General features: G+C 35.6%; 13 protein-coding genes. All 13 read left to right on the top strand.

What is annotated here, in order from left to right; all coding sequences use genetic code 11:
* The first annotated feature begins 1 nt into the window (after position 1).
* Positions 2–1954 (top strand): McrB family protein, encoded by a 1953-nt coding sequence (locus tag IGJ23_RS11720; RefSeq protein ID WP_438775000.1) that lies wholly within the window; start codon positions 2–4, stop codon positions 1952–1954.
* Positions 1938–3689, top strand: a complete 1752-nt coding sequence (locus IGJ23_RS11715) for a DUF2357 domain-containing protein (protein ID WP_438774999.1) — start codon at positions 1938–1940, stop codon at positions 3687–3689. The genes IGJ23_RS11720 and IGJ23_RS11715 overlap by 17 nt, the downstream gene beginning before the upstream one ends.
* Before the next feature lie 813 nt (positions 3690–4502).
* Positions 4503–6152 carry a hypothetical protein gene (locus tag IGJ23_RS11710; protein WP_438774997.1) on the top strand — a complete coding sequence of 550 codons (1650 nt, stop codon included), beginning with the start codon at positions 4503–4505 and terminating at the stop codon, positions 6150–6152.
* A gap of 565 nt (positions 6153–6717) precedes the next feature.
* A complete protein-coding gene (locus IGJ23_RS11705) occupies positions 6718–7413 on the top strand; it encodes a DUF4767 domain-containing protein (RefSeq protein ID WP_438774996.1) in 696 nt (231 codons plus the stop codon).
* 307 nt (positions 7414–7720) lie between these two features.
* Positions 7721–9361 (top strand): hypothetical protein, encoded by a 1641-nt coding sequence (locus tag IGJ23_RS11700; protein WP_438774995.1) that lies wholly within the window; start codon positions 7721–7723, stop codon positions 9359–9361.
* A gap of 454 nt (positions 9362–9815) precedes the next feature.
* Entirely contained in the window at positions 9816–10559 is a 744-nt protein-coding gene (locus tag IGJ23_RS11695) for a hypothetical protein (RefSeq protein WP_438774994.1), read from the top strand.
* 361 nt (positions 10560–10920) lie between these two features.
* Positions 10921–11238 carry a PTS sugar transporter subunit IIB gene (locus IGJ23_RS11690; protein WP_196763502.1) on the top strand — a complete coding sequence of 106 codons (318 nt, stop codon included), beginning with the start codon at positions 10921–10923 and terminating at the stop codon, positions 11236–11238.
* Positions 11239–11244: 6 nt separating this feature from the next.
* Positions 11245–12528 carry a PTS sugar transporter subunit IIC gene (locus IGJ23_RS11685; protein WP_218619969.1) on the top strand — a complete coding sequence of 428 codons (1284 nt, stop codon included), beginning with the start codon at positions 11245–11247 and terminating at the stop codon, positions 12526–12528.
* A 14-nt stretch (positions 12529–12542) separates the two neighbouring features.
* Positions 12543–12890 (top strand): PTS lactose/cellobiose transporter subunit IIA, encoded by a 348-nt coding sequence (locus tag IGJ23_RS11680; RefSeq protein WP_010720932.1) that lies wholly within the window; start codon positions 12543–12545, stop codon positions 12888–12890.
* Between the two features lie 10 nt (positions 12891–12900).
* Positions 12901–14346, top strand: coding sequence for a glycoside hydrolase family 1 protein (locus IGJ23_RS11675; protein WP_438774993.1), 1446 nt, complete (start codon positions 12901–12903; stop codon positions 14344–14346).
* 114 nt (positions 14347–14460) lie between these two features.
* Complete coding sequence (locus tag IGJ23_RS11670; protein WP_438774992.1) at positions 14461–16359, top strand: BglG family transcription antiterminator; 1899 nt, start codon at positions 14461–14463, stop codon at positions 16357–16359.
* Between the two features lie 337 nt (positions 16360–16696).
* Entirely contained in the window at positions 16697–17635 is a 939-nt protein-coding gene (locus IGJ23_RS11665) for a 2-dehydropantoate 2-reductase (protein WP_010720928.1), read from the top strand.
* Positions 17636–17648: 13 nt separating this feature from the next.
* Positions 17649–18701, top strand: a complete 1053-nt coding sequence (locus IGJ23_RS11660; RefSeq protein ID WP_010720927.1) for a PTS sugar transporter subunit IIC — start codon at positions 17649–17651, stop codon at positions 18699–18701.
* The last annotated feature ends 25 nt before the right edge of the window (positions 18702–18726 follow it).

Here is an 18726-nt window from a genome sequence, read left to right as displayed (position 1 = left end):
AATGAGCACTATTAATAATAGATTAAATGTAGATTTAATAGGTATTTTAGCGCCAGAAGCTATTCCAGATGGGGAGTACGACTTACGTCCAGTACATGTTAATAGAAATGGAGATTTAGTATTCACTATTCAATATTTGTCTGATTTTCCTGCAAACGTTACTGAAGATATTGTAGCTGTGCAAGGATATCAAAGTGATTTAAAATCTTGGGGGTTCGAAGATAATTATTCTGAGAGTAATATATACAGAGAAACAAAATTAATTGATTTTTTAGATGGTCAGATTATACTATTTAAACCTGAAAAAAGAAAAACTTCTTCAGGTTATTATACAGTAGCTAAAAATATAAGATTACAAAAACAAAATAAAAATTTTGATCCAAATAGTAAATTAGTTCCCATACCAGTATTTAAAAGAAATGATTCATTTGGATTAAATATGGATATACATGAATTTGAGAGACGGCTTAAAGAAAATAAATTAGTTGGAACAACCCCCTCAATGTCTAAAGAAGATAAAGATTATCCAGATTTTGTAATTTGGCAAGAAAATGAAGAAAAAAGATATTTATATTCTGGAATTGTTGGACAAGCTAATAACTATAATGGAGTCAAATATGAAGTGGATTTAAACAAACATTATAAATATTTATTGAACGATGCGTGGGAGTCTTCAGAATATATTACAGATGATATTGTTTTTATTCCTAGAGAAATGTTAGAAAAAGATAACATTTCTCTATTAGAAGAAGTAAAAATAGAGTCGAATGCAATATCTATTAAAGCTACAGGTAATGAAGTAGAGGATAACTTAAATAAGAATATGTATACTGTAAATAATACTGTTGAAGATAATGAACTGAAATTTATAAATCGTTTTAAAGAAGTAGCCAGAACTGATTTTAAATTATTTTATGATGAGAAAGATTTATATAATTTTCATACTGCTATGAAAATAGGAAGTTTAGTAATATTATCTGGTCTTAGTGGAACCGGAAAATCAAAACTAGTGAAGGCGTATGCTAAGGCTTTACAGTTGAGTAAAGAACAATTGAATTTCATTTCGGTTAGGCCATTTTGGCAAGATGATTCTGATTTGTTAGGCTACGCAGATACAATTAATTCAATATATAGAGCTGGTGATTCTGGCTTAATTGATACTTTAATAGAAGCTGAAAATAATAAGGATAAACTTTATCTAGTTTGCTTTGATGAAATGAATTTAGCAAAAGTGGAGCATTATTTTTCGCAATTCCTATCAGTTCTTGAAATGGATGATTTAGAAAATAGAAAAATACATTTATATAATGAAGATCTTTCATCTAGATTTTATAATTCAGAAAAGTATCCAGCAACTATAAGTGTAGGAACGAATGTAATGTTTGTTGGTACAGTAAATTTAGATGAATCTACACATCAGTTTTCAGATAAAGTACTGGATAGAGCAAATCTTATTTCTCTTAGGATATTACCATTTACTGAATTGGCTAATAAGGAACATAACAAAAAAGAGAATATACCAACATCGCCTATCTCTTATAAAGAGTATATGAATTTTAAAAATGAAAATGAATCTAAGAAACTTAATAATATTGAATTAGAATTTTTATGGGAACTTCATCAAAAAATCCATGAGGTTAATAAGAACATTGGTATTGGTTGGAGAATAATAAACCAATTAAATCGGTATTTGTGTAATATTCCTGAGCAAAATATTTTAAGAAGAGCTGATGCAATTGATATGCAGATAGTTCAACGTATTTTAACCAAGTTAAGAGGATCTGAAGATCAACTTGCAAGTTTAATAGGCGTGATAGATAGAGAGCAGAATATAATAGATAGCAAATTATTAGAATTATTTACTAAATATAAAGAAATTTCTAATTTTGAATTATCTAAAAATGTAATTTATCAAAAAGCTAAGGAGCTTAAAGTGCATGGATACACTATTTAGCGTTTCTTTAGTAGAAAATAGCCAAATTAAACATAAGCTATTATTTTCTGAATGTTACGATATAAATCATATTAATAATAGTAAAAGTATACCCGTAATTAAAGAATATACACAATTAGAGTTAATATTTCTTAGTTCCCAAAATTTCACTTTAGAAATCGAGGGAATCGAAGAAACACTATCAGAAAAATATATTGAAGATGAGTATGGAAGTATTCACTATTTGCCAAATAGTGATCCAATACCACTTTATAATATTAACAAACAAATTGGGGAACCTCTTATTCCAGGTTATTATGAAATAAAAGTTAGCAAGGGTAGCAAATCATATTATTCATGGTTTAAAATTATCCCTAAATCTTTAACTATAGCAGAATGGGAATTGATGAAACAACAAGTAGAAAATACAATTATTGGTTTAGCAAAAGAATTGAGGAAAAGGAAAATAAATATTTATGATCAAGAGGATTTACTTCATGATGATCAAGATATTTTAATTAAATTAAATTTGCTCTTGAGCGAATTATCAACATTTAGTAGTGTATTGGAACAGATTACAATTCGTCCTAGAAATAAAATAGCAAAGAAATATTTATGGAAAGAAAATGGGGCGAAAGCTCAAATAGATATGGTAACTATAAAAAATTTAGGAAGATTTCCTGAAAAAAAAGGTTATACTTATTCTCCGAAACATTTTTTGAATTACGATATTCCAGAAAATAGATGGTTGAAGTTTGCTTTGAACTTTTTTGATGGTTTCGTAAAAGAAGCACAAATTTATTTGGGCAAATATAGGGTAGCATTACAAAAAATGTTTGATAATGATAAATATATGAACATAAGTGATGTTAAAAGAAAAATATCTTTAGAAGAAATTGACAATAAATTAACAGGTTTAAAGAAATTTCATACCATTATTTATAGAACTTTGAATTTGAATTGGATGCAGGAAGTTTCTACCTTAAAACATGTACCAATATCTGATAACATAATGCATGATTTAAGGTATCGTTCTATTTACGGAATATATCTAAAACTAATGAATAGAAAAGAAATATTAGAACTTAATAATGAATACCAATACTATTGGAAAAGAACTGATTTATTATATGAAATATGGGGATTTATCAAAATAATAGAGATGTTACAAAAAATAGGTTTTAAAGCAAAAGATGGATGGATATTTTCAAAAAATGCTTTGTCAAACTCAATAGTTCCATTTTTAGAAGAGAAGACTTGCGTTACCTTTGAGAAGGATAAAACAGTTGTGAATTTATTTTATAATTTTCCAATTCCTAGAAGTTTAAAGAATCCTACATTAAAAAATCCACTATTTACTAAATCTTCGAGTAATAAACCTGATATACGTCTTGATGTTATTAAAAAAGGAATCTACTTAGGAAGTTTGATTTTCGATACAAAATATAGATCGTTTGAAAATATTTGGAAGAAGAAGTTTTCTAACAAAACGAAAAAGCAACTCAGAAATTATAAGAATACCATAGATTCTCCTATTTTACTTAGAGGATCTAATTATCCAGAAAATGCTATAGCAAGATTTCGCACGGTAACAGAAGTTTGGGTGTTATTTCCAAAATCTTCTGACTCAGTAAAAGAAAACATAATATATGATGAAGAGAAGATTTTATTTAAAGAATTAAGCCCAAGTGTAGACTCTGATAAATTTGCTAAAGACTTAGTATTTGCTATTAATGAATTAGAAAGTATTATTTAAGGCTCAATAACTGATATAGTTATTAAGTATCATTTATTATGATAAGCAATGTTTTACCATAAATAATAAATTTTTGGAAACCACCCCACCCACCAAACCAGGTTAACTCATGTACGAGTTAACCTGGTTTTTTACTCATATTCCAACATCTTAATAAATGTTTTTTACGTTTTTTTGAAAGAAAGTACGTTACTTAATGAAATTTGCACGATAAAGTCTATCAATGGGTATCTAGAGATAGGGGACTATTTTTTGTTGGTTTCGGCTTATTTCAAGGGGCTACTGCTTAAACAGCGCTTTAGAGTTAGGGATAAGCTTGAGGTTTCAAATAAATCTTTAAATAAAAATAACGATATTTTGAATCATCAACTTGATGAAGCCTTTTCATGTCTATGTTATAGGTTATTAAATGACAAAACTAGTTGTTTTTTGATAAAATCACATACGTTATAAATTGAAATCTGTCAGTCCTTTAGAAGGGAGAAGGGATAATGAAACCATCTATTCGTCAATGGATAGCTTAAGGTTTAATAATGGATTTTGAGGGAACTAACTCATATGTTGAAAATAATCACACCTTTTCATTATTCAAAAGATGAAAAAAATAATGAATGAGTGAGAGAATAGAAAAAATATTTTCTTGCTGATTAGGTATAGTGTATTTCATGTTAGTTAAGAAAAATAAGTATGTCATAAACATAACTAGCAAGCTCTTTTAATATGAAATGATAAAAATGAGAGTGATTCACCCAATGAATAATCACTGAGTCATTTCAAATAGAGTGACGTATGAAAGGAGAAATAAAAATTATTATGAGATTCAATCGAAAAATCATTTTGTTTGTTCTGCTAATAGCTATTGCAAGCACTTATTCCTTTATCTTTTTTAATAATACAGAAAAGATCGCAACGACAGGAGATATCGCTTTTCATTTTTCCAGGATCAAAGGATTGGCTTCTGTATTTTCGGGTCCGATCAATTTTACTACATTCAATAGTTATGGTGGTGGGGTCAACTTTTTTTATCCTTATCTAACCCTATTTCCAGCTGTGATCTTTTACTGGATTACCCATAATTTGATCTTAAGTTATATGTTATATGTTTGGGTACTGAATGTGTGTGCCATTCTCATCACCTTCTATTACGGACGGAAATTTTTTAAACGTGTAGATGCGGCATTTTTATTTAGTTGTTTCTATACTTTTTACGGGTATCGAATGATCGATATTTACCAACGTTCAGCGATTTCAGAATCAATTGCTCTGACGATTATGCCAGTGGTCCTCTACTACACGTATAGCCTTCTTTTTGAAAAGAAGAATTGTGTGATTCCTTTAGCTGTTAGTATGAGTTTGCTTATTTATACGCATGCTCTTTTTACGTTTATGAGCGTAATAGTTATTGGGCTTTTGTTTATCGGTTCACTTTTGGCTAAACGAAAAAAGAAAGAAAATGTTTTGGACTTGTTTGTTGGAATGGCAAAAGCTGTCGGCTGGACGATTCTTTTAACAGCGTATGTTTGGTACCCAATGCTGCAGCAAGTCCTGCATCAAAGCATCAATCGTCCTTTCCGCACAAACCTTCAGGAGCGGGGAGTGAACATTTTTGAAAGTTTGTTTGGTGCGATGACTAATGATTTGACGACATTTACAATGGGAACGATTGGTGTCGTGTCATTAGTCCTTCCGCTTTTCTTTTTGAAAAGATTTGAACGAAGAGAAAGAGTCATTTATTTTTGTGCAGTAGCTACGTGGTTTTTATCGACGAATGTTTTTCCATGGTTTCTTTTTCAAAATACACCTATCCAATTGATTCAATTTCCTTGGAGAATCTTAGGGTTTCAAGTGCTTTTCGGATCATTGATCTTGGTGATGGTCTTTTTGAAATGCAGACCAGATCAGAAAAAAAGTATATGGTGGATTGGCGGAATCGTCCTCCTGCTTTTGACACTAACAGTAGTAACGAAAATAAATTATACGCAAAAAATCCAATCCTATAACGGTCGTCTGATTATGACAAAAAAAGAGATTAAGCATTACACGACTTCAGGGACAGGGGGACTTTATGATTATGCACCGTCTGATGCACTGAAATACAAAAAACAGTTGAAAAAACATGAAGTAAAAGTTGGGGATGAATGGAAAAATAGTTCTCATAAAGCGTATGATTCAAAAATCATTTATACAGTGGAAGATGCGCAAGGGCAAAAAATCACGTTACCTGTGTTTGATTATTGGGGAACCGTTGCGAAAGTAAATGGTCAAACGACTAGCATAGAAAATGATGACGGGTTAGTAGCGGTTAAAGGAAAAGAAGGAACGACTACGATTGAGGTTTCCTCTACCTATCCGCCAACGATGATTCTTGCATTACTAACAAGCGTTGGAACTTTTTTATTTATCTTTATTCGATATTTGCTGAGAAGAAAAAATTTAGTAAAAAGTAAAATGGTCCTCCGATGAAGGGATCTAAAGTGAATGGCAGTGCAGAACAAACGTGAAAATGAATAAAGAAAATTTATAGAGTTGCCTTTTATTTTATGGGTGAATAAATTGTCTATTAGAGACACCATTTTCAGCCATTTTTGAAATAGCAACCAATGATCGTATTCCTCAACGATACCGCTAGAAACAAGGTGGACGTTGAGGATTTTTTTGTTAATTGTATCAGTCTATTTGTTTTAGCTGTTTCTCTTGTGCCTAATGGTTTAAGTTTTGCATATTCACAGCAATTACGGAGAATATCTGAACAAAGAGTTAGATGTATTTGATACTAGTCATAATTGATAAATGAGAGGGTGCGTTTTTCCGTGTCTCCTTATAGTTGATCAGTATTTTCTGTGGCGAACTACTCCTTAGAAATCTACATAAAACTTTTTTTGAGTATCTGATTCTGATTTCGTAACGGTTAAACCAATTTTCTAGTTTGCAGATGAGGGATTGGTTAGAAATAATTTTTCAAATTTTCGGCATAATCTCAAGTTTGGTTTGTTAGAATGAGTGAAACAATCAAGGAGGAGTTTTATTAATGAAAAAGGGGATATTGTTGGCTGTGGGGTTGTTGTTTGTACTAGCTGGTTGCGGAACGGATCAGGCAAAAGATGTTTCAAGTAAATCGACAGACACTATTGTTACAAAAACAAGTAAGACAGGTTCAACAACGACGAAAGAATCTGATAAGACTGAATCATCCAGCTCGTCAGAAACAAAGGTAAAAACAGAGTCCACGGCGACGAGTACATCAGAGTCAACTCACACTACAACGGCTGAGTCTGCGACACCAAGTAGTCAGCCAGTTGAAAAAAATAGCTGGGATGCGAGTAAGGCGACTGAATTAGCTACGTTTATGTCAACTTGGGGTCAGGAAATGGGACAACAGTATAGAAGCTACAATGATCATGTGAATGCTAATTATTATGGATTGCAAGTACCACAATACATTTTTGATGGGCAATGGTCTATGGTGATTGATCAAACACCGGTTACCGTAGAATGGTCAGAAAATGGCAGAGGACAAGCGGGATTTGAATTAGTGGCGATCTACTCTGATATCGATCATCCAAAACCGTCTGGAGCTCATTTGTATTTCTTTGGTTTCCAACAAAATCAACCTAAGGTAATGGTGACTCAGCAAAATCAAGGAAACCCAAACAATTATTTGTATTTCAAAGAAACTGAGAATAATGAATTGAAGAACGGTTTCGAGCGGATTGTGAATAGCTAGAGGAGACGTCCTTCCAAACTTAGAAAGAAAATTCCTTGGAAAAGAGGTTGTGAAAGCATCGGTTAGCTCCGATAATAATAAGAAAAAAATTTTAGAAACAGCTTCTCGTGTTTTTGAAAAATTTAGGCTTATTGCAAGGAGTTGATGCTTGAACACCATTTATCTGTTTCCAGAGCAAAGAGTGAGATGGATGTCTCAGTCTTTTTTTTGTTTCTGAAAGGATAATTTGCTAAATAAAACAGAAAAATTTATGAAAAATTCCAATAATTACGTTATACTTATTATGATTTTTTGAAAGGAGTCACTAATGAAAATAAAGAAAAAATTGCTCTTATTTGTTATATTAATACTTATTGCGGGTCTTTATTCTGTGAATTATTTTAGGCATGCACAAACGATTTCTACGACAGGAGATATCGCATTTCATCTTTCCAGAATTAAAGGATTATCCTCTATATTCTCAGGACCAATCAATTTTACGACTTTTAATAGTTATGGCAGCGGTGTGAACTATTTTTACCCCTACTTTACCCTTTTTCCATCGGTAATTTTTTATTGGATTACCAATAATTTGATCGTAAGTTATATTTTATACGTATGGGTGTTGAATGTTTGTACCATCCTATTGATGTTTTATTATGGTCAAAAATTTTTAAAGCGAGTAGATGCTGCCTTTTTATTTAGCTGTCTGTATACATTTTATAGCTATCGAACGATTGATATTTACCATCGTTCAGCGATTGCAGAAGCGATTGCACTGACGATTATGCCTGTAGTATTGTATTATGCTTACAAAATGATCTATGAGAAAGCAACGGCTGCGTTCCCGTTAGCAATCAGTATGAGTTTGCTTGTTTATACGCATGTTCTCTCTACTTTCATGTGTGCGTTTTTCATTGGAATGATGATCATAGGCAAACTGATTGTGAATAAACTAAATAAGGAAGAAACCATTCGCTTGGTGTTGGAGATGTCAAAAGCTGTGGGAATGACGATTCTTTTAACAGCCTATTTTTGGTATCCTATGTTCAAGCAAACCATGTATCAATCCATCAATCAGCCAGGAAAAACAGATCTGCAAAATCAAGCGATCAATGTATCTGATAGTTTGATTGGAGCCATGAATAATGATTTGGCCTCCTTTACAATCGGGATTATCGGGATTGTTTCTTTGATTCTTCCGCTTGTGTATTTTAAAAAGCTAACGAGCAAGGAAAAAGTGATTTACCTGATTGCAGTAGCTACCTGGTTATTATCAACTAAGCTGGTCCCATGGGCACTATTGCAAAATACACCCGTTCGATTGCTTCAATTTCCTTGGCGGATATTAGGGTTTCAGGTACTTTTTGGCTCATTAATTTTATCCATTGTTTTTAATAGGATGATATTTGGTCAGAAAAAAAGAATACTTAGTATTGCAGCGATTGTTTGTTTTATGTTTGTTGTTTCGGCAGCCACTAAAGCCAATTATAATCACAAAGTGCCAACACTAGGTGACCATTTAGAGGTGAACAAAGACACTCTAGGTAGTTACATCACTGTAGGTGTTGGAGGGGTCCTTGACTATGCACCATTAGAAGCCATGAAATATAAGGAGCATTTGCAAAAGCATGAAATAAGAGTAGACAATGAATGGCAAACAGCAGCATATAAAGCTTCTGATTCCAAAATAGTCTATACAGTCAAAGGTGCTAAAGATAAAAAAATCACGTTACCCGTGTTTGATTATTGGGGAACTACAGCAAAAGTGAATGGGCAAAATACCAAGATTGAAAACAATGAAGGATTAGCAACATTTGAAGGAAAAGCAGGAACAACGGTAATTGAAGTTTCTTCTAAGTATCCCTTTACAATGATTCTTGCTTTTATTGTCAGTCTAGGAAGCTATCTTTTTGTTTTTATTCGTTTCTTGATCGGCAAATGTTTCGTTTCGAAAAAAATTGCGTAACATAAATATTCGTACTAGGACAAAAAACTGAAAGATTCGTTAACATCTAGTGAGATCACTAGGTGTTTTTTTATTCTTATTTAGTTCATGGTGAATTTCATCAATGATTATTGGGTAAGGCAATCTTTCAGATTCGACAGAGATTCTACGCTTATAAGCATTCTTTTTCACCCAGTCAATGGTTAATACAGAATTTGAATAGATCATTATCTAGCAGTCTTGCTTTTAATGCATTGATTAACACTTAACAAGCAAAACTCCAGATTCAACATTCATTTGTTCGTTTATTAATTTTTTTTCATAACTAAGTTATTGCTAGTCAATTTATTGTAAAGTAACGTATGAAATAAATGGACTGATAACGTAGCTTCTGAAATTGCCGTTTGAGCAAGTGTAGCAATGAGAGATTTCAGCGTTAGATTGTTGCTAACAGAAGATGAATGGGGTGGGGAACATGAAGAAACATTATTTGGCTTGTTTGTTGTGTCTGTTCTTTTTATTGGCTTTGCCAGTACAGGGCTTTGCAGTAGCGGGTGGACATGGAGGTGGCTCAACGAGAAGCGGTGGATCTGGTGGAAGTTTTGGTGGTAGTTCAGTAGGACATCATTTTTATGACGATCGGCCAATTATCGGACGATCACGAGGGTATTATCGAACGAGTTCATACGGTGACGTCGAGGACTATGTATTAATGGGGGCGTCTGTTGGTGGTTTTGCGGCGTTTGCTTTATTTAAAAGGAAGAAAGAACAGCGCAATGTGACCAGAGAGCTATTTTCTCGTATGCCGGGGAAAAAGAAAGCGAAGAAAAGATTGCTTTCAGAGATCGAAACCAGCTTCTTTGCGATACAAAACGCTTGGGAACATGAAAAAATGGAAAAAGCCTCGCGCTATTATACGAAAAAATTATTTTTGGAGCATCAACAAGTCTTACAAAAGAATCAAGCAGAAGGTATTAAAAATCATACTAAGAAAATCGTACTGCAACAGTTGGGGAACTATCGTCAAATAGAGGAAGACAGTTTCTCGATCCGAATTGATTTTAGTTGCTATGATTATACGATTGATCGAAAAAATAACCTGCTCTTATCAGGGTACAAGCATCAGCGACAATATTTTTCTCAGATCTGGTATTTCAATTATTCAGACAAAGAACAAAAATGGCAGGTAGATTATATCCAACCGATTTCATTGGGTTAAGGTAACGGTAGGAATGATTAGTGGATGCTGAATTTATTGATAACAAAGCATAAATCAAAAAATGGCATAGAGGGGGGAGCCGTGATCAGAATGAATCTGGTCGGCTCTCTTTTTTTGTGGGAATGTTTTTCTTTTTTAGTGAAGTACGGGGATATTCACAGGAATGTTAGCCAGCTGATGATATGAGCCTAACTATCAGGATTCGTTTTTCAACAGAACTGGTGGAGTAACTAAGAGGAGTATACCCTATAATAGCTAAAAGAGAACCTCACGTTAATTAATTTCCGCTACCTAGGAAAAAAGTAAGTTTGAAAGCGCATACCTTGGTAGCTAAACTAAACGTGTAAGAAAAAAAGGGGAGATGGTAAAGATGGCAAAAAATATTTTGTTGATTTGTGGTTCTGGTGCTTCTAGTGGATTTATGGCGGCTGCTATTCGAAAAGCAGCGAAAAAAAGAGGGGAAGAAGTAACTGTGAAAGCGGCTAGTGAGTCGCAATTGGATGAACGGATCAATGAGATCAATTATCTGTTGATTGGTCCGCATTTATCTTATATGTTGGCAGACCTCAAAGCACAAATTGAAGGAAAGAACGTGAAAGTAGCAGTCATTCCACAAGCAACCTATGGCACTTTAAATGGAGATAAGGCACTAGATCTGATTTTAAGTATGGAGGGCTAACGAATGATGAATAAAATTATGGACTTCATGACGAACAAATTTGCGCCAAAAGTAAATAAAATTGTCAAGAATCCTTGGGTCTCGGCGATCCAAGATTCGATCATGGCGGCTTTGCCGTTAGTTTTTGTTGGTTCTTTAGTTACAGTGGTTTCTCTGCTAAAAAATCTTTTTGCAGGTTTACCTGATTTTTCAATGATTAGTAATTTTTCTTTTGGGATGTTTGGTTTGATTGTTTCTTTTTTGATTCCTTATTATCTCATGGAAAAAAAGGGAAACAGCGGACAAAAACTGATTTCAGGTGCTACCGGATTAGTGTTATTCATGATGTTACTATTTCCCACAGTATCTGCTGAAGGAAATGCTACGTTTATTCTTTCTCGGTTTGGCGCTACAGGCATGTTTCTTGCGATTATTTCTGGTCTTTTTGTTGCCTGTGTGATGAATTTTGCTGCTAAAAGATCATTTTTCGATGAAGATACACCGATCCCTGATTTCGTGGTGGGGTGGTTTAATAGTTTATTGCCGATTACGTTTATCTTGATCGTTGGTTGGTTTATCACGGTACAAATGAATGTTGATTTCTTTGAAGTGGTCGTTTGGGCATTCAGTCCATTGGCAAAAATCGTGCAATCTTACCCAGGTTTTGTCTTATCCGTTTTTATCCCAGTCTTTTTATATACGTTCGGTATTTCAGGTTGGGTGATGATGCCGGCTATCTATCCTGTATATATGGCTGGATTAGCTGCTAATGCTGAGGCTGTTGCAAATGGTGGACAAGCAATGAACATTGCTACTCAAGAAACTTGTTATGCTTTTTCATCAATGGGTGGTGTGGGGACTACCTTGGCCTTGTCTGTGATGATGTTGCTGCTAAGTAAATCAGCACAATTAAAAGCGATTGGTAAAGCGGTCTTTATCCCTTCGATCTTTAATATTAATGAACCATTGGTTTTTGGGGCACCGATTGCTTTTAATCCTTACTTGATGATTCCTATGTGGATCAACGCACTGATCGTACCAACGATTTCTTATGTTGTGATGAATATGGGCTTCGTGAATATTCCTAGTCAATCATTCTTGTTGTGGTACATGCCATATCCATTTACATCTTATTTAGCCACTCAAGATTTCCGTGCGGTCATCGTCTGTCTGTTGATCTTTGTTATTACATGGTTTATCTTCTTACCATTTTTTAAAGCATATGATAGTTCATTATTAAAACAAGAAAAAATTGCTGAAGAACAAGAAGCGGCGCAAGCAAAAGCAATGCAAGCTTCAACGGCTCAATAATTGGAGGTAGTAGTATGTCACAACAGTTTGTGGAAGAAACAGATAGCCTAAACGAATTATCGATGAATATTTTGATTCATGCAGGTAATGCTCGTGAATTACTGGTAAAAGGTCTGAATGCACTGGAGGAAATGGCGTTCGATGAAGCAGAAGAATTGATTCAATCGGCACATAAAGAAGTGGTGATTGCTCACGGCTTGCAAACAGATACGTTACAAATGGAAGCTTCAGGAGAGCAGATCCGCTATTCTACGTTGTTCTGTCATGCGCAAGATACGTTGATGACAGCACAAAGTGAGATATTGATTGGTGAACATATGGTGCGGTTGTTTCGGAACTTTTCAAAAAAATTAACTAAATAGGAGGTATTTCATGTTTAAAGAATACAAAATGCCAAAAGATTTTCTTTGGGGAGGGGCGATTGCTGCCAACCAAGCAGAAGGGGCGTATCAAGTTGATGGTAAGGGCATCAGCCTCGCTGATTTACATGTTTTCCATGCGGATAAAACAAATGCAGAAATTGCGGAAGAGCAACATAAAGGAATGTCTTTGGCTCAGTTGAAGGCGAATATGACAGATGAACAAGGCTATTATCCTAAACGCCATGGGATCGATTTTTATCATACCTATCCTGAAGATTTAGCGCTATTAACAGAGATGGGCTTTAAAACATTTCGGACGTCGATTGATTGGTCGAGGATTTTTCCTACGGGCGATGAAACGGAACCGAATGAAGCGGGTTTGGCTTATTATGATGCATTGATTGATAAAATCCATGAGTTAGGGATGGAGCCGATTATTACGATGCTTCATTATGAAACACCAGTAGACATTACTTTAAACTACGGTGGTTGGCATAATCGGAAAGTGATCGATCTATTTGTAAAATATGGAAAAACAATTTTAGATCGTTACAAAGATAAAGTGAAGTACTGGATCGTCATCAATCAGATCAACTTGATCCAATTTGAACCATTCAATTCAACTGCTATACCTTATGATACGGTGGATCATTACGAAGAAGCTAGTTATCAAGCGATCCATAATCAGTTCGTTGCCAGTGCTAAAATCTATGAATATGGGAAAAAGCTCAACCCTGAAATGCAAATCGGAACGATGGTTGCAGATTGCACCGCCTATCCATTTTCTTGCGATCCAGATGATATTATTTTGGCTTTACGTCGTAATCGGATGGAGTATTTCTATACAGATGTGCAATTTCGAGGGGAATATCCTCAGTATGCGTTGAATTATTTTGCTGAAAATAATATCCATCTCGAGATCACTGAAGAAGACAAAGCCATTTTACAAGCGAATACGATGGATTATCTGGCTATTTCTTATTATTATTCGCAAATGGTCGACTCCAAGAAAAACGATTTGAACCCTGCATCGGTGACACCTAACCCGAACTTGAAAGCTAATCCATGGGGGTGGGCAGTGGATCCTAAAGGGTTGTATCATTCACTTTCGCAATATTGGGATCGTTATGGTAAAGCGATTATTATTGCAGAAAATGGCTTTGGAATGTATGACCAGTTGGAAAACGGCAAGATTCATGATGATTATCGGATCGATTATCTGGCTAGTCACATTGAAGAAATGAAACGTGCGATGTATGATGGAGTCAATGTGATTGCTTATTGTGCCTGGGGGCCGATTGACATTATCAGCTGTTCATCTGCTCAAATGGAAAAACGTTATGGATTTATCTATGTGGATCTGGATAATGAAGGAAAAGGTAGTGGTGATCGGATCAAAAAAGATAGTTTTTACTGGTACAAAAATGTGATTGAATCGAATGGAGAAAATTTGTAAAGTCGCCAGTTTAAAGAATAGGTGTGATGCGAGACATGGATCTTCGTATCCACCTTTTTTTGAGATAGTGTGGCAAATCAATGGATAGCAACACATGTGTGGGGGAGATAGAAAGTGGCAACGAAAAGGCAAAGAGAGATTATCGCGTATCTTGCAAAACGACAGCAGCATTGGGTCACTGCGACGGAACTAGCAACATTTTGTAACTGTACGACTCGAACCATTCGTAATCAAATCACAAAGATCAATGAGACAGAGCAACAAATTATTTCTAGTAATCAAGGGTATCGGATCAAACAACCTACCCAGGATAAGCAAGTGATCCAAACAACGAATGACCGGCAATCACAGTTGTTTTTGACGTTGTTAAAAAGCAATCATGGCATTGATCTCTATGATCTGGCAGACACGATGTTTCTCTCTGAGTCAACGTTAAAAAATGACATCCAGCTTTTACGTAACGAGATTCAAACCAAACAATTGAAATTAACGATCAAAGCCAATCAAATTTATTTAGAAGGATCAGAAAGTGATAAAAGGCGTTACATGATTTCGCTATTGTATGAGGAAGGCGATTACCAGGAAAAACTAAAGTATCATGTCCAAGATATGATTGGCACGCTTTCGCTTATTGATCTAGAGCAAACCATCCATGATGTCTTAGCTTCACACAAAATCAAAATCAATCGCTATTCGATGAACAATATTGTGCTTCATTTTGCGATTAGTATTGAACGGATCCGCCAAGGAAATGATTTGAAAAGCGTGAAGGACTTTCCATTAAGAAATGATGCAACGGAATTTCAATTGTGTGTGGAGATTACTGAACTTCTTTCGAACACTTATCACATTCATTTTTCTGATGCTGAAGTCAAGCAGTTATCCTTACTTTTTATTGGATTACAAAATGAATATCTTACGAATCGCAAAGAGCTAGCCTTGTCCAAAATTGTTGAAGCTCGAGTGATCGAAACACTAAATGAAGTTTTAGAGAAAGTCAAAGAAACCTATTTGATTGATTTACAAGATGAAGCTTTTTTCAATAAATTAGCTATCCATCTGCAAAATCTTTATGATCGCTCTCAATATGAACGGTTCACCCGGAATAGCAGCCTTTTAGATATTAAAACAGCCTATCCGTTAACGTATGACATTGCGGTTTACTTGTCGATGTTGGTACAGGAAAAATTAGCGATTTGGTTTAATGAGGATGAGATTTCTTTTATCGCTTTACACATCGGGGCTTACTTAGAAAGCAAAAAAGAAAAAAGACCAAAGTTGCGAGTGCTAGTTGATCACAACAATTACCATGATTTTGAAGAAACAAACGTTCAAAATATTCGTAGTATGCTAGGGGAAGATGTGGAGATCGTGGCGGTTGATCATCACGAGGTAAGCATACAGGAAAATGATGTGTATGTCTCTTCTGATCGTGACAGAGTGACTGAAATCAATGGCGCAGTATATGTCCATCCTATTTTGACACGCAAAGATTTTGCAAAGATCCAAAAACGGGTGACTGCCAAGCGAAAAAGTAATTGGCGAAAACAGATGTTTCATTTGATTGATCGGTTTATTATTGAAGATCTCTATTTTAATCAATTTGATCCGACCGATCAGACACCTAAAATGATTCGGGAAAAATTGTTTGATCGATTGTTAGTGACAGGGTATGTGGAGGAAGAATTTTCCCAGAGGATGGAAAAACGAGAAGCGATGTCATCGACCAGTTTCCCATCAGGTATCGCAGTACCCCACTCGCTGGAACAACAGGCGAAAAAAAGCGCCCTTTCGATTATGACCTTGCAAGAAACCCTCAAATGGGACGAATATCCTGTTCAAATCGTAGCTTTAGTTGCCATTTCACAAGATGAAGCCAAAGAATTTAATGATTTTTTTGAAATGTTTATCGAAATCGTTTCTGATCCGATCAATGTGCGATTGTTAGCGGGTGCAGAAAATTTTACAGAATTCATCTTAAAAATGAAAATGTTGGTCGAAACGGAAGAATGATCCGTGAATGTTGAGGGCGTTGGTTTTATTCTTGTATGAGAGGAACGCTCACTTTTGTCTTAGGGATCACTGCTAATCGATCATTGCCAAAGTAGCCAAAAGCTTTCTAGTGATTTTTGGTTACTTTGTTTTTTTGTGCTTGCAGTGATGGAAGGAAGTAATTTGAAATCTATTTCTACTAACTTCCAATTGAACGGAGAAGTTTAGGATTGCCCGTTTTTCTCTTAGGCAAGCTGATTTCACGTAAAGTGGTGGAAAAAGAAGGGCAACCTATAGAATAAAATTGTGTAATAAATCTTAGATAGGTATAATGTAAGGCAAAAGGGAGGAATAAAACATGAAAATTGCAATTGCAGGAGCTGGAGCGATGGGAAGTCGTTTCGGTCTGATGTTACATCAAGGTGGAAACGAAGTACTATTGATCGACGGTTGGGCAGATCATGTCCAACAAATCAAAGAGCATGGGTTAAAAGCAGATTTTAATGGCGAAGAAGTAGTTGAGAAGTTACCAGTCGTTCTTCAATCAGAAGTAGGCGAAGAAGATCAGGTAGATTTGATCATCTTATTTACTAAAGCGATGCAATTAGAAAAAATGCTAACAGATATCCGTCCATTGATCAAAGAAGAAACGGAAGTATTATGCTTATTGAATGGTATCGGACATGAAGATATCATTGAAAAATTTGTTCCAATGGCAAACATTTATATTGGTAACACCATGTGGACGGCGGGCTTAGAAGGACCTGGAAAAGTCAAACTGTTTGGAAGTGGTTCAATTGAGCTGCAAAATCTTGGAGAAGGCAAAGAAGAACAAGCGAAAGCACTAGCTGAAAAATTATCAGAATCAGGCTTACATGCGAAATTCTCTGATAACATCCATTATTCCATTTACCGTAAAGCTTGTGTGAATGGCACGATGAATGGGTTATGCACGATTTTGGATGTGAACATGGCAGGGTTAGGTCAAACTTCGACTGCGCATAAGATGGTGGAAACGATTGTTCGTGAATTTGCGGCAGTGGCAGAAGCTGAAAATATCCACTTAGATATCCCAGAAGTGATCGCTCATTGTGAATCTTGTTTCGATCCAGAAACGATCGGATTACATTATCCATCCATGTATCAAGATTTGATCAAGAATCACCGCTTGACGGAAATCGACTACATCAACGGTGCGGTTTCAAGAAAAGGGAAGAAATATGGTATTGCAACACCTTATTGTGACTTCTTAACAGAATTGATCCATGCGAAAGAAGATAGCTTGCAGGTAAAATAAAGGGGGATAATTGATGGAACAGACACAAAGCATGTCACCAAAGATTTTTCTGAACAAAGTACTAGCTGGTACAGCAACGGGGATTATCATCGGATTGATTCCTAACGCAGTATTAGGGGCGATTTTAAGATACTTTAGTGGTTCTTCTTTTGCGATGGCTGTTGCTCAAATGGCGGTCATCTTCCAATTAGCGACACCGTTGATTATCGGTGGATTGATTGCTTTGCAATTTGGTTTTGCACCGATGAAGATGATGGTGGTGGCTGGTGCTGCATTTGTCGGGTCAGGGGTGGTGAAGTTTACTCCTGAGCTTGGTGAAACAGGTGTGTATGTTGGTGCTGGTACAGGCGATATCATCAATACGATGATCACTGCTTCTATCGCAGTTGGGCTGATTTATCTGATTGGTGAACGATTTGGTTCGGTAGCGATTGTGTTGACTCCGATCGTTGTTGGTGTCGGCGCAGGAGTGATCGGGTTTTATCTCTATCCTTATGTGGCAGATATTACCTCAGCCATCGGGACGGTCATCAATAATTTCACGACACTACAACCATTACTGATGTCGATCTTGATTGGCTGTTCTTTTGCCTTCTTGATCATTTCACCGATTTCCACTGTAGCAATCGGAGTGGCGATCCAACTAGATGGTGTTTCAGCAGGAGCGGCAGCAATGGGTGTCGCAGCAACGACTTTCGTTTTGATCGTGAACTCGTGGAAAGTCAATAAATCAGGAGTGACGATCGCCATTACGTTAGGAGCGATGAAGATGATGATGCCTAATCTGTTTCGCAGACCGGTTATTCTCGTTCCTTGTCTGATCAGTGCAGTGATTACAGCTATTCCAGTTGCTTTGTTGTCTATTTCAGGAACCCCTGCCTCGGCTGGTTTTGGGATCGTTGGTTTAGTTGGTCCTTTAGCTTCTTTAGATGCAGGTCTAAATCCGGCTCTTGTTGTTTTGAGCTGGTTAGTCGTCCCAGTTGCGGCAGCATTGTTCACTCAGTTTTTATGTGAGAAAGTATTGAAACTATATGATCGAGCAGATGTGTTTGAATTCTTAGGATAGTGAAACGGCTGATTTTTTGGCTGAG

Source organism: Enterococcus sp. DIV1682a (assembly GCF_051711005.1).
Taxonomy (GTDB): Bacteria; Bacillota; Bacilli; order Lactobacillales; family Enterococcaceae; genus Enterococcus_B; species Enterococcus_B hirae.
The sequence above is the reverse complement of the archived record's forward strand: the minus strand, read 5'-3'. Positions and strand labels throughout refer to the sequence as shown.

Coding starts and splice junctions, on each gene's coding strand:
- IGJ23_RS11720 (WP_438775000.1), top strand. CDS start 2: ATGAGCACTATTAATAATAGATTAAATGTAGATTTAATAGGTATTTTA.
- IGJ23_RS11715 (WP_438774999.1), top strand. CDS start 1,938: ATGGATACACTATTTAGCGTTTCTTTAGTAGAAAATAGCCAAATTAAA.
- IGJ23_RS11710 (WP_438774997.1), top strand. CDS start 4,503: ATGAGATTCAATCGAAAAATCATTTTGTTTGTTCTGCTAATAGCTATT.
- IGJ23_RS11705 (WP_438774996.1), top strand. CDS start 6,718: ATGAAAAAGGGGATATTGTTGGCTGTGGGGTTGTTGTTTGTACTAGCT.
- IGJ23_RS11700 (WP_438774995.1), top strand. CDS start 7,721: ATGAAAATAAAGAAAAAATTGCTCTTATTTGTTATATTAATACTTATT.
- IGJ23_RS11695 (WP_438774994.1), top strand. CDS start 9,816: ATGAAGAAACATTATTTGGCTTGTTTGTTGTGTCTGTTCTTTTTATTG.
- IGJ23_RS11690 (WP_196763502.1), top strand. CDS start 10,921: ATGGTAAAGATGGCAAAAAATATTTTGTTGATTTGTGGTTCTGGTGCT.
- IGJ23_RS11685 (WP_218619969.1), top strand. CDS start 11,245: ATGAATAAAATTATGGACTTCATGACGAACAAATTTGCGCCAAAAGTA.
- IGJ23_RS11680 (WP_010720932.1), top strand. CDS start 12,543: ATGTCACAACAGTTTGTGGAAGAAACAGATAGCCTAAACGAATTATCG.
- IGJ23_RS11675 (WP_438774993.1), top strand. CDS start 12,901: ATGTTTAAAGAATACAAAATGCCAAAAGATTTTCTTTGGGGAGGGGCG.
- IGJ23_RS11665 (WP_010720928.1), top strand. CDS start 16,697: ATGAAAATTGCAATTGCAGGAGCTGGAGCGATGGGAAGTCGTTTCGGT.
- IGJ23_RS11660 (WP_010720927.1), top strand. CDS start 17,649: ATGGAACAGACACAAAGCATGTCACCAAAGATTTTTCTGAACAAAGTA.